Raw genomic sequence first — 12,015 nt, 5'->3', positions numbered from 1 at the left:
TGATTGCAGCATAAGGGAACCGGCCTTCGTGGCCGGTTTTTTGTGGCTCAGGGAATCTGAACGCCTTCCGCCAGCAGCATGTCGATCAGGCGAATCAGCGGCAATCCGATCAGGCTGGTGGCATCAGGGCCTTCGGTGGACTGGAACAGGCTTACGCCCAGGCCTTCGGCCTTGAAACTGCCGGCGCAGTCGTAAGGTTGTTCTGCATGCAGGTAGCGCTCGACGCGTGCCTGATCCAGTGTGCGCATATGGACGGTGAAAGGCACGTAGTCGACCTGGCAGTGATCCGTCTGGCTGTTGAGCAATGCCAGGCCGGTCAGAAAGGTCACGCTGGCGCCGCTGGCGGCCAGTAGTTGTTCGCGGGCTTTGTCGAAAGTATGTGGCTTGCCGATGATGCGCTCGCCGAGTACGGCGACCTGATCGGAGCCGATGATCAGGTGAGCGGGGTGGCTGTCGGCTAGCGCCCGGGCTTTCTGTTCGGCGAGGCGTTTGACCAGTTCGATGGCTGATTCGCCCGGGCGATGACTTTCATCGATGTCCGGCGAGCTGCAGACGAACGGCAGGCGCAGGCGGTTGAGCAATTCCCGACGATAGGTCGAGCTTGAAGCGAGTAATAAAGGCAGCATTCGCATCTCCAGAGGCAGGCTGCAGATTCTAGCGGAGCCGCGTAAGTGACGGACAGGGCGGAATTTCCTTTGACATGGGCGGGTGCATCCCTATAATGCTGCGCCTATGTTGAATGACCCGATTCCACCTCACGTTGACCCGCGCAAATTGGCTGATCGTGGCACCACCCTTCAAGGTGAACTGCTGCTGGCCGATTTGAAGAGACTCTGCGACCCGCTTTCCGACGATGTCGGTACGGTGCAGGCCAAATTCGTTTTTGAACGAGATGAACGTAAATCTGTGGTGATCCACAGCTTTATCGACACCGAAGTCAAAATGGTTTGCCAGCGTTGTCTTGAGCTGGTCACCCTGCCGATCCACAGCGAATGCAGTTACGCCGTGGTGAAGGAGGGTGCGAATACCCAGTCGTTACCGAAAGGTTATGACGTGCTGGAACTGGGCGAAGATCCTTTGGATCTGCAGTCACTGATCGAGGAGGAGCTTTTGCTCGCCTTGCCCATTGTGCCTGCTCATCATCCGGAAGAATGCCAGCAGCCGGCGGGAGCAGATGAACCCGAACCGAGCGAGGACGAGGTAACGCGGTCCAACCCGTTCAGTGTATTGGCGCAGTTAAAGCGTGACCCAAACGTTTAGGAGTTAATCAATTATGGCTGTTCAGCAGAACAAAAAATCCCGCTCTGCCCGTGACATGCGCCGTTCGCACGACGCTCTCGAGGCTAGCACCCTGTCCGTAGAAAAAACCACCGGTGAAGTTCACCTGCGTCACCACGTATCGCCAGAAGGCGTATACCGTGGCCGTAAAGTGATCGACAAGGGCGCTGACGAGTAATCACTTGTCCGCTCAAGTCATCGCGATTGACGCAATGGGCGGGGACTTCGGTCCCCGCAGCATTGTTCAGGCCAGCCTTGCTTGCCTTTCTGCTACGCCCTCGCTACACCTGACCCTTGTCGGTCAACCCTCCCTCCTTGAAGAATTGATCACTGGCCAATCGGCTGCCGATCGCGCGCGCCTGACGATTGTTCCGGCGTCCGAAGTCATCACCATGGACGAAAAACCTGCCCAGGCCCTGCGCGGCAAGCCGGACTCGTCGATGCGTGTCGCCCTTGAATTGCTGCGTGACGGCAAGGTTCAGGCTTGTGTCAGTGCCGGTAACACCGGTGCGCTGATGGCGCTTTCGCGATTTGTGCTCAAGACCCTGCCGGGGATTGATCGTCCGGCCATGGTTGCTGCGATCCCTACTCAGAAGGGCTACTGTCAGTTGCTTGATCTGGGTGCCAATGTCGATTGCAGCGCCGAGCATCTGCTGCAGTTTGCGGTGATGGGGTCGGTGGCGGCGCAGACGCTGGGTATTGTCCGGCCTCGCGTAGCGCTGCTGAACATCGGCACCGAAGACATCAAGGGCAACCAGCAGGTCAAGCTGGCTGCAACGTTGTTGCAGGCTGCCCGGGGGATCAACTACATCGGCTTTATCGAGGGCGATGGTTTGTATCGCGGTGAGGCGGACGTAGTGGTTTGCGACGGTTTTGTCGGCAATATCCTGCTCAAGTCCAGCGAAGGTCTTGCGACGATGATCGCTGCGCGTATCGAAGCCTTGTTCAAAAAAAACCTTGCATCCCGTGCAGTGGGGGCCTTGGCGCTGCCATTGATGAAACGATTGCAGGCTGAACTGGCACCGGCGCGACATAACGGCGCAAGCTTCCTCGGCTTGCAGGGCATTGTGGTGAAAAGTCACGGTTCAGCCGGGGTTCAGGGGTTTCAGAGTGCCATTCAGCGGGCGTTGATCGAGATTCAGGAGAATCTTCCCGAGCGTCTGCACGGCCGTCTGGAGGATTTGTTGTCTTAGGCGTTTTCGTCGGACAATGCTTAAATGTGACCGCCCGGTTCAAAGGGCCATCCAACTGTCAGTTTCTTGCGTCCCTCTATCGGGATGCCATTTTTCCGACGACAAGATCATTAGGGGCTTGTTACATGTCTGCTTCCCTCGCATTCGTCTTTCCAGGACAGGGTTCGCAGTCCCTCGGCATGCTGGCCGAGCTGGGCGCGCAACATCCGCTGATCCTCGAAACTTTCAAAGAAGCATCCGATGCTCTGGGCTACGACCTGTGGGCGCTGACCCAGCAGGGGCCGGAAGAGCTGCTCAACCAAACCGACAAAACCCAACCGGCCATTCTGACCGCTTCGATCGCCCTGTGGCGCCTGTGGCTGGCGGAAGGTGGTGTGCGCCCGGCCTTCGTTGCCGGTCACAGCCTGGGTGAATACAGTGCTCTGGTCGCTGCCGGCAGCCTGAGCCTGGCGGACGCGGTAAAGCTCGTCGAGCGCCGTGGCCAGCTCATGCAGGAAGCCGTTCCGGCCGGGCAGGGCGGCATGGCTGCCATCCTTGGTCTGGAGGACGCCGATGTGTTGGCGGCCTGTGCCGAAGCGGCGCAAGGCGAAGTGGTCAGTGCGGTGAACTTCAACTCTCCGGGCCAGGTGGTGATTGCCGGTGCCAAGGCAGCCGTCGAGCGCGCCATTGAAGGTTGCAAGGCTCGTGGCGCCAAGCGTGCCATGCCGCTGCCGGTCAGCGTGCCATCCCACTGCGAGCTGATGCGCCCGGCTGCCGAGCGTTTCGCCGAATCCATCGCGGCCATTGACTGGCAGGCGCCGCAGATTCCTGTGGTGCAGAACGTCAGCGCTCAGGTGCCGGTGGATCTGGAAACGCTCAAGCGTGATCTGCTCGAACAACTCTACAAGCCGGTTCGCTGGGTCGAGTCCGTACAGACTCTGGCTGCGAAAGGCGCTACCAGCCTGGTCGAGTGCGGTCCTGGCAAAGTGCTGGCCGGTCTGAACAAACGTTGCGCCGAAGGCGTTTCGACTTCCAACCTCAATACCCCAGACGCTTTCGCTGCTGCTCGCGCAGCGGCTGTCTGAATCAGGAGAAGCTTGCATGAGTCTGCAAGGTAAAGTTGCACTGGTCACCGGCGCAAGCCGTGGTATCGGCCAGGCTATCGCACTGGAACTGGGTCGTCAGGGCGCCATCGTTGTCGGCACCGCGACTTCCGCTTCGGGCGCCGAGCGCATTGCTGCGACCCTGAAAGAAAATGGCATTCAGGGTGCAGGTTTCGAACTCAACGTCACCAGTGACGAATCGGTCACCGCAGTGCTGGCGAGCATTCAGGAACAATTCGGTGCTCCGGTCGCGATCCTGGTCAACAATGCCGGTATCACTCGCGATAACCTGATGATGCGCATGAAAGACGACGAGTGGTACGACGTGATCGATACCAACCTGAACAGTCTGTATCGCCTGTCCAAGGGCGTTCTGCGCGGCATGACCAAGGCGCGCTGGGGTCGAATTATCAGTATTGGCTCGGTGGTGGGTGCCATGGGCAACGCTGGCCAAGTAAACTACGCAGCCGCCAAGGCCGGTCTGGAAGGTTTCAGTCGTGCCATGGCGCGTGAAGTCGGTTCGCGTTCGATTACGGTCAACTCGGTAACCCCGGGGTTCATCGACACCGATATGACTCGTGAACTGCCTGAGGCACAGCGTGAAGCCTTGCAGACACAGATTCCGCTGGGCCGTCTGGGACAAGCTCAAGAGATCGCGTCCGTGGTCGCTTTTCTTGCATCCGACGGTGCGGCATACGTGACCGGGGCTACAATCCCGGTGAACGGCGGGATGTACATGTAAGTAAAATGTGACGGATTGCTTCAAAAAAATGTCATACGAGCTGTCTAAAATCCGTTATAAAGCTGCAATCTATTTATAGGCAGAGGGCTGCAGGGTTCGAGGAGTGAAGCTTTCGGTTGAAAAGCTGAAAAGCCTTTCTATACACTTACCCACTGGCCAGCTGCCTGAATTTGTCCATTAGGAGTGAAAACAAGGTATGAGCACCATCGAAGAGCGCGTCAAGAAAATCGTTGCCGAGCAACTGGGTGTTAAAGAAGAAGAAGTGAAGAACGAATCTTCCTTCGTTGACGACCTGGGTGCCGACTCCCTTGACACCGTTGAGCTGGTGATGGCTCTGGAAGAGGAATTCGAGACCGAAATCCCTGACGAAGAAGCTGAGAAGATCACTACTGTACAAGCTGCAATCGACTACATTAACGCTCATCAGGCGTAATAGTTTGTAATCGTTGCTCGCTGTCATGGAAAAACCGCACTGCCATCATGGCGTGCGGTTTTTTCTTTAGGCCTGAAACAAAATCGTCATTTGAAAAAGGAGAGTGCTGTGTCGCGTAGACGCGTCGTAGTCACCGGTATGGGTATGTTGTCGCCACTGGGCACCGATGTGCCGAGCAGTTGGCAGGGCATTCTGGCTGGCCGCAGTGGCATTGGTCTGATCGAACACACCGACCTTTCTGCCTATTCCACCCGCTTTGGCGGCTCGGTAAAGGGCTTCAATGTCGAGGAATACCTTTCGGTCAAGGAAGCGCGCAAGCTCGACCTGTTCATTCAGTACGGTCTGGCGGCCGGCTTCCAGGCCGTACGCAATGCCGGTCTGGAAGTCACCGATGCCAACCGTGAGCGCATCGGCGTGGCCATGGGTTCGGGTATCGGCGGTCTGACCAACATCGAAGAAACCAGTCGCACCCTGCACGAGACCGGCCCGCGCCGGATTTCTCCGTTCTTCGTGCCTGGCTCGATCATCAATATGATTTCCGGCTTCCTGTCCATCCATCTGGGTGCACAGGGGCCCAACTATGCCATCGCCACAGCGTGTACCACCGGTACGCACTGCATCGGCATGGCGGCCCGCAACATCATGTACGACGAAGCCGACGTGATGATTGCCGGCGGTGCCGAAATGGCTGCGTGCGGTCTGGGCATGGGCGGCTTCGGTGCTTCCCGTGCGCTGTCGACCCGCAACGACGAGCCGACCCGTGCCAGCCGCCCATGGGACAAGGGCCGTGACGGTTTCGTCCTGTCGGACGGTGCCGGTGCCCTGGTGCTCGAGGAACTCGAGCATGCCAAGGCCCGTGGTGCGACCATTTACGCCGAGCTGATCGGCTTCGGCACCAGTGGCGATGCGTTCCACATGACTTCGCCGCCCGCCGATGGTGCCGGTGCAGCACGCTGCATCACCAATGCGTTGCGCGATGCGAAGATCAACATCGATCAGGTGCAGTACATCAACGCTCACGGCACCTCGACCCCGGCCGGCGATCTCGCCGAAGCCAATGCGATCAAGTCGGTGTTCGGTGATCACGCCTATAAACTGGCGGTCAGCTCCACCAAGTCCATGACCGGACACCTGTTGGGTGCGGCTGGCGCGGTCGAGGCGATCTTCAGTGTGCTGGCCATCAACAGCCAGGTGGCGCCGCCGACCATCAACCTCGATGAACCGGATGAGGGTTGCGATCTCGATTTCGTGCCCCACACGGCGCGCAACATGGACATCGACGTCGTGCTGTCCAACTCGTTCGGGTTTGGCGGCACCAACGGTACGTTGGCGTTCCGTCGGTTCGCCGGCTGATGGACTGCTGGGTCGACGGTCAACCGGCTGACGCTCTGTCGCTGAAAGATCGCGGCCTGGCTTACGGTGATGGTCTGTTCGAAACCATCGCCGTACGTGGCGGCCAGCCACTGCTGCTGGATCGTCACATGCTGCGCCTGGCCGAAGGTTGTACGCGGCTGGCCATCGCTGCCGATATCGAGTTGATCCGCAGCGAACTGCAATCCTGTGCAGGGGCCATGGGCGAGGGGGTGCTCAAGCTTATCCTCACCCGTGGCGACGGCTTGCGCGGTTATGCGCCGGACCCTTCGGCTCGGGGCCGACGCATTTTGCAAGGCAATCCCCCGGTTGCCTATCCTGCCGTGAATGCCGAGAAAGGCATTCGCCTGTTCCCTTGTTCGACGCGTTTATCTGCTCAGCCCTTGCTGGCCGGGCTCAAGCACCTCAATCGTCTGGAACAGGTTCTCGCCCGCGCCGAGTGGCAGGACAGCGAGCACGCCGAAGGCTTGATGCTCGATCAGGCAGGTCGTGTGATCGAAGGTGTGTTCAGCAATCTGTTTCTGGTACGCGACGGCGTGCTGGTCACGGCGGATCTGAAACGCTGCGGCGTGGCGGGTGTGATGCGCGCCGAGCTGCTGTATCAGGCAGCTTCAGCGGGTATTGCCGTGCAAATCACCGATATCAACCTTGAGCAGCTGCAATGGGCCGATGAAGTCTTTGTCTGCAACAGCGTGTATGGCGTCTGGCCGGTACGCGCGTACGCTGCACTGAGCTGGCCGGTTGGGCCGCTCACCCGTAAACTGCAAACCATTGCCCGCACGCTACTGGATGCCTGATTTGTGAGACGTAAACTTTTGCTGCTGCTGGAAACCGGACTGGTTCTGGCAGGGCTGCTGCTGGGCGCCAGCGCCTGGAAGATTCATTCGGCACTGGAACAGCCCCTGAACATCACGCAGGAAGAACTGCTGGATGTGCCCAAGGGGTCCACGCCGACCCGCACTATTCTCGGACTTGAAGCCGACGGGGTGATCAAGGACGCTTTCTGGCTGCGCATTTATTGGCGCTTCAACCTGGCGGGCACACCGATCCACACGGGCGAGTACCGCATGCAGCCGGGCATGACCGTCAAGGGCCTGATCGAACTGTGGAAGCGCGGCGATGTGGTTCAGTACAGCCTGACTCTGGTCGAGGGCTGGAACTTCCATCAGGTACGTGCCGCGCTGGCGAAAGACGAAAAGATCGAGCAGACCCTGACCGGTCTGAGCGACAGCGAGGTGATGGCCCGAATTGGCCACAAAGGCCTTTTTCCTGAGGGTCGATTCTTTCCCGATACCTACCGGTTCGTGCGCGGGGTATCCGACACCGAGCTGCTGAAAAAGGCGTTTGATCGCCTCGACGAGGTGTTGGCCAAAGAGTGGGAAAATCGCTCCGCCGATGCGCCGTATTCCGAGCCTTATCAGGCATTGATCATGGCTTCTCTGGTGGAGAAGGAAACCGGAGTGCCCCAGGAACGAGGCCAGATTGCCGGCGTGTTCGTGCGTCGGATGGCGCTGGGCATGCAGTTGCAGACCGATCCGACCGTCATCTACGGTCTGGGTGAGCGGTACAACGGCAAATTGACCCGTGCGCATCTCAAGGAGGCCACGCCTTACAACACGTACATGATTCCGGGCCTGCCGCCGACGCCGATCGCCATGGTCGGGCGCGAAGCCATTCATGCTGCGCTCAATCCGGTGGATGGCACCAGTCTCTACTTCGTTGCCCGTGGCGATGGCAGTCATGTTTTCTCCGATGATCTGGAGGCGCACAACAATGCTGTGCGCGAGTACCAGCTCAAGCGGCGCGCGGATTACCGCTCGAGCCCGGCCCCGGCGGCAGCGCCCGGGGCTGCTCCGGCAGCCGAGGAAGCAATCCCGGCGGCCTCGCCCGATACCGCACCGGAATCGTTGCCGCAACCGCCTGTCCAAGAACCCGCACCGACGCCGTCCCCCGAAGCGGCCGCACCGCAAAACGCGCAATGACTTTGATTAAGGACTGCCTGTGACTGGCTTGTTTATTACACTGGAAGGCCCGGAAGGCGCCGGCAAGAGCACCAACCGCGAATACCTCGCAGAGCGCCTGCGCGCCGCCGGTATCGAAGTGGTGCTGACCCGCGAGCCAGGCGGCACACCGCTGGCCGAGCGAATTCGTGAGGTGTTGCTGGCACCGGTCGACGAAGTGATGAATCCGGACACCGAACTGTTGCTGGTGTTCGCCGCCCGTGCCCAGCATCTGGCCGAAGTCATTCGCCCGGCACTGGCACGCGGCGCTGTGGTGCTGTGCGACCGGTTCACTGATTCGACTTACGCCTATCAGGGCGGCGGTCGCGGTTTGTCTCTGGATCGGATCGCTGCGCTGGAGACTTTCGTTCAAGGTGACCTGCGCCCTGACCTGACGCTGATTTTCGATCTGCCGGTGGAAATCGGCCTGGCCCGGGCCAGCGCCCGGGGGCGTCTGGATCGTTTCGAGCTGGAGGGCCGGGCGTTTTTCGAGGCCGTGCGCAGTGCGTTCCTCAAACGCGCCGAGGCTGACCCGGCGCGTTATGTGCGGATCGACGCCGGGCAACCGCTGACGCAGGTCCAGCAGTCGCTGGACGGCTTGCTTCCGCGTTTGCTGGAGCTGACCCGTGGCTGAGGCCTATCCGTGGCAGGACAGCCTCTGGCAGCAACTGGCCGGGCGTACCCAACACGCTCACGCCTATTTGCTGCACGGACCCGCCGGGATCGGAAAGCGGGCACTGGCCGAGCGGCTGATGGCCAGCCTGCTGTGCCAGCATCCGACACCTGAAGCCTGCGGCGAGTGCAAATCCTGCCTGCTGCTCAAGGCCGGCAGTCACCCGGACAATTACATCCTGGAGCCGGAAGAGGCGGACAAGGCGATCAAGGTCGACCAGGTGCGCGAACTGGTCAGTTTCGTGGTGCAGACTGCGCAACTGGGCGGGCGCAAGGTGGTGCTGATCGAGCCGGTGGAATCGATGAACATCAACGCCGCCAACGCCTTGCTCAAAAGCCTCGAGGAGCCGTCCGGCGATACCGTGTTGTTGCTGGTCAGTCACCAGCCGAGCCGATTGTTGCCGACGATCAAGAGCCGCTGTGTACAGCAGGCCTGCCCGCTGCCGAGCGAGGCCATGAGCCTGCAATGGCTGGCTCAGGCATTGCCGGAATGCTCCGAAGACGAGCGTGTCGAACTGTTGACCCTGGCCGCCGGCTCGCCGTTGGCCGCCGTCACCTTGCAGGGGCAGGGCGTGCGCGAACAGCGGGCGCAGGTGGTGGACGGCGTGAAGAAGCTGCTCAAGCAGCAGCAATCGCCGACACAACTGGCCGAAGAATGGAAAAACATTCCGATGCTGCGTCTGTTCGACTGGTTCTGCGACTGGTCGAGTCTGATCCTGCGCTACCAACTGACCCAGGATGAAACGGGACTGGGCCTGACCGACATGCGCAAGGTCGTGCAGTATCTGGCGCAGAAAAGCGCACAGGGTAAAGTTCTCGATATCCAGGACTGGATTCTCGCCCAGCGCCAGAAAGTCCTGAGCAAGGCCAACCTTAATGGAGCGTTGCTGCTCGAAGCATTGTTGGTGCAATGGGCGGGCTTGCCTGGTCAAAGATAAGAATGTGTACCTAGACTCTGAACATCAGCAGTGGAGGTCAACATGAATGAACCCGTCAGCCCGGGACCGCGCAATGGCATCCTGTCCCTGACCATCAAGGACAAATCAGTCCTCTACGCCGCCTACATGCCGTTCATCAGGAACGGCGGCCTGTTCATCCCGACCAACAAGAGCTACAAGTTGGGCGACGAGGTGTTCATGCTGCTGCACCTGATGGATGAAGCGGAAAAGATTCCGGTGGCCGGCAAGGTGGCCTGGATCACTCCAAAAGGCGCCCAAGGCAACCGCGCCGCCGGCGTCGGCGTGCAATTCAACGATGGCGACAACACCGCGCGCAGTCGCATCGAAACCCATCTGGCCGGAGCGCTGAAGTCCGACCGTCCCACTCATACGATGTAAGTTGCAGTCTTTTTATGCTCGTAGATTCCCATTGTCACCTCGATCGCCTCGACCTTGCTGTTCATGATGGTTCCCTGGATGCCGCGCTGGAAGCGGCTCGCCAGCGCGGCGTCGGGCATTTCCTCTGCATCGGCGTCAGTGCCGATAACGCGGCCGACGTCAAAGCGCTGGCCGAGCGTTACGACGACGTCGATTGTTCGGTCGGCGTGCATCCGCTGGATGTCCAGCCGGGCGCCGCGCCGGCACTGGACTGGCTGCTGCATGAGCTTAATCACCCGAAAGTGGTGGCCATCGGTGAAACCGGTCTGGACTACCACTACGAGCCGGAAGCGGCAGAGTTGCAGCAGGAGTCGTTCCGTCTGCACCTGCAAGCCGCACAGCAGACCGGCAAGCCGGTGATCATCCATACCCGTGGCGCCCGTGCCGACACCCTTGAATTGCTGCGCGAAGCCGCGTTGCCTCAGGCCGGTGTACTGCATTGCTTCACCGAAGACTGGGACATGGCCAAGGCGGCGCTGGACATGGGTTATTACATTTCCCTGTCGGGCATCGTCACCTTCCGCAATGCCGATGCCCTGCGAGATGTGGCGAGCAGGGTGCCGGCCGATCGCCTGCTGGTAGAAACCGATTCGCCGTATCTGGCACCCATCCCTTATCGCGGCAAGCCCAATCTGCCGCAATACGTGCGGGAAGTGGCAGAGTTTCTGGCGATGCTGCGGGGCGAGAACTACGAGCGTTTTGCTGAGCAGACCACCGAGAACTTCAAGCGTCTGTTTCCGCTGGCGCACGTAAAAGCCTGAATCGCAGGCAAAAAAAACCCGGGTTCTGGGGGGTGAATCCGGGTTAAGACCATTAGGAGTAAAACAAAGGCACGCGGTCCCTTGGTACCTTTACCGGCACGGCACTTGGGGGATATGCCGCCCGACAGTTCAAGTATTGATCAGTCTGGCGTTCAGTCCAGTTGGCCGGTCGGGGTTTTTAAACAAATTTGGAATACGTGCGCTTCGGTTATGTTCTCATCGCTCCTGAAGCGTTCGTAAAATGAACGAGAAACACAGATATGGTCGGATGTTCCGTGCATTTTTGCGCAATTTAGGCATAATACGCGGCTTCGAATTTTGACCCCTACAGACCTTTTCTTATGCACAAAGAACCTCGTAAGGTCCGTGAGTTTCGTCGCCGCGAGCAAGAAATTCTCGATACCGCGCTCAAGCTGTTCCTCGAACAAGGTGAAGACAGCGTCACCGTCGAGATGATTGCTGATGCCGTGGGTATCGGCAAAGGCACGATCTACAAGCACTTCAAGTCCAAGGCCGAGATCTACCTGCGCCTGATGCTCGATTACGAGCGTGACTTGAACGAGCTGTTGCATTCGGCCGATGTCGACAAGGACAAGGAAGCGCTGTCCCGCGCCTACTTTGAATTCCGCATGCGCGACCCGCAGCGTTATCGCCTGTTCGATCGCCTGGAAGAGAAGGTGGTCAAGGGCAATCAGGTGCCCGAGATGGTCGAGGAACTGCACAAGATCCGCGCCTCGAACTTCGAACGCCTGACCCTGCTCATCAAGGGTCGCATCAGCGAAGGCAAGCTCGAAGACGTGCCGCCGTATTTCCACTACTGCGCGTCCTGGGCGCTGGTGCATGGCGCGGTGGCGCTGTATCACTCGCCGTTCTGGAGCAATGTGCTGGAAGATCAGGAAGGCTTCTTCCAGTTCCTGATGGACATCGGCGTGCGCATGGGCAACAAGCGCAAGCGTGACCCTGAAACACCCAGCAGCTGAATCATTCAGTCGCCTTATGCGCCATGTTTTCGCTACATGGCGCAGTACCGCAGGAATATACTCAGGTATGGGGCTTGCTAAAACTTGAATTGTGAGTCAAGTTTTAGTCGCTCGATTTTCCATTGCC

15 protein-coding genes are annotated in these 12,015 nt (G+C 59.4%); 14 read left to right on the top strand and 1 reads right to left on the bottom strand.

The window, feature by feature from the left end; all coding sequences use genetic code 11:
• Positions 1 to 47 precede the first annotated feature (47 nt).
• Positions 48 to 626: a nucleoside triphosphate pyrophosphatase gene (locus NWV16_RS20610; protein ID WP_260520552.1), complete on the bottom strand. Its 579-nt coding sequence runs from the start codon at positions 624 to 626 to the stop codon at positions 48 to 50.
• Positions 627 to 732: 106 nt separating this feature from the next.
• Here NWV16_RS20610 and NWV16_RS20605 point away from each other — a divergent pair, with 106 nt between their 5' ends.
• From NWV16_RS20605 to NWV16_RS20540, 14 genes are all read left to right on the top strand, one after another.
• Positions 733 to 1,260 (top strand): YceD family protein, encoded by a 528-nt coding sequence (locus NWV16_RS20605; protein WP_003204262.1) that lies wholly within the window; start codon positions 733 to 735, stop codon positions 1,258 to 1,260.
• A gap of 13 nt (positions 1,261 to 1,273) precedes the next feature.
• Positions 1,274 to 1,456: a 50S ribosomal protein L32 gene (gene rpmF, locus NWV16_RS20600; RefSeq protein ID WP_003179396.1), complete on the top strand. Its 183-nt coding sequence runs from the start codon at positions 1,274 to 1,276 to the stop codon at positions 1,454 to 1,456.
• A gap of 4 nt (positions 1,457 to 1,460) precedes the next feature.
• Positions 1,461 to 2,471 (top strand): phosphate acyltransferase PlsX, encoded by a 1,011-nt coding sequence (gene plsX, locus NWV16_RS20595; protein WP_260520551.1) that lies wholly within the window; start codon positions 1,461 to 1,463, stop codon positions 2,469 to 2,471.
• A gap of 125 nt (positions 2,472 to 2,596) precedes the next feature.
• Positions 2,597 to 3,535, top strand: a complete 939-nt coding sequence (gene fabD, locus NWV16_RS20590; RefSeq protein WP_260520550.1) for an ACP S-malonyltransferase — start codon at positions 2,597 to 2,599, stop codon at positions 3,533 to 3,535.
• A 16-nt stretch (positions 3,536 to 3,551) separates the two neighbouring features.
• Positions 3,552 to 4,295 (top strand): 3-oxoacyl-ACP reductase FabG, encoded by a 744-nt coding sequence (gene fabG / locus NWV16_RS20585; RefSeq protein ID WP_085710930.1) that lies wholly within the window; start codon positions 3,552 to 3,554, stop codon positions 4,293 to 4,295.
• 196 nt (positions 4,296 to 4,491) lie between these two features.
• On the top strand, positions 4,492 to 4,728 hold the full coding sequence (acpP, locus tag NWV16_RS20580) for an acyl carrier protein (protein WP_260520549.1): 237 nt from the start codon (positions 4,492 to 4,494) through the stop codon (positions 4,726 to 4,728).
• Between the two features lie 108 nt (positions 4,729 to 4,836).
• Complete coding sequence (fabF, locus tag NWV16_RS20575; RefSeq protein WP_065257229.1) at positions 4,837 to 6,081, top strand: beta-ketoacyl-ACP synthase II; 1,245 nt, start codon at positions 4,837 to 4,839, stop codon at positions 6,079 to 6,081.
• Positions 6,081 to 6,896 carry an aminodeoxychorismate lyase gene (gene pabC / locus NWV16_RS20570; RefSeq protein ID WP_260520548.1) on the top strand — a complete coding sequence of 272 codons (816 nt, stop codon included), beginning with the start codon at positions 6,081 to 6,083 and terminating at the stop codon, positions 6,894 to 6,896. Before fabF ends, pabC begins: the two co-directional genes overlap by 1 nt.
• Before the next feature lie 3 nt (positions 6,897 to 6,899).
• Complete coding sequence (mltG, locus tag NWV16_RS20565) at positions 6,900 to 8,081, top strand: endolytic transglycosylase MltG (protein ID WP_260520547.1); 1,182 nt, start codon at positions 6,900 to 6,902, stop codon at positions 8,079 to 8,081.
• Positions 8,082 to 8,100: 19 nt separating this feature from the next.
• On the top strand, positions 8,101 to 8,733 hold the full coding sequence (gene tmk / locus NWV16_RS20560) for a dTMP kinase (protein WP_260520546.1): 633 nt from the start codon (positions 8,101 to 8,103) through the stop codon (positions 8,731 to 8,733).
• Positions 8,726 to 9,709: a DNA polymerase III subunit delta' gene (locus NWV16_RS20555; RefSeq protein ID WP_260520545.1), complete on the top strand. Its 984-nt coding sequence runs from the start codon at positions 8,726 to 8,728 to the stop codon at positions 9,707 to 9,709. Before tmk ends, NWV16_RS20555 begins: the two co-directional genes overlap by 8 nt.
• Positions 9,710 to 9,751: 42 nt before the next feature.
• Positions 9,752 to 10,108, top strand: coding sequence for a PilZ domain-containing protein (locus tag NWV16_RS20550; protein ID WP_085710925.1), 357 nt, complete (start codon positions 9,752 to 9,754; stop codon positions 10,106 to 10,108).
• A gap of 14 nt (positions 10,109 to 10,122) precedes the next feature.
• Positions 10,123 to 10,908, top strand: a complete 786-nt coding sequence (locus tag NWV16_RS20545) for a TatD family hydrolase (RefSeq protein ID WP_260520544.1) — start codon at positions 10,123 to 10,125, stop codon at positions 10,906 to 10,908.
• A gap of 341 nt (positions 10,909 to 11,249) precedes the next feature.
• The gene (locus NWV16_RS20540) at positions 11,250 to 11,888 is read left to right on the top strand and encodes a TetR/AcrR family transcriptional regulator (protein ID WP_007950805.1); all 639 of its coding nucleotides are present in this window, start codon (positions 11,250 to 11,252) and stop codon (positions 11,886 to 11,888) included.
• Positions 11,889 to 12,015 lie beyond the last annotated feature (127 nt).

The sequence above is a fragment of the Pseudomonas sp. BW7P1 genome (assembly GCF_024981055.1).
GTDB lineage: Bacteria > Pseudomonadota > Gammaproteobacteria > Pseudomonadales > Pseudomonadaceae > Aquipseudomonas > Aquipseudomonas bananamidigenes.
Note: the sequence above shows the minus strand (reverse complement) of the source record. Positions and strands in the feature narration are given on the sequence as shown.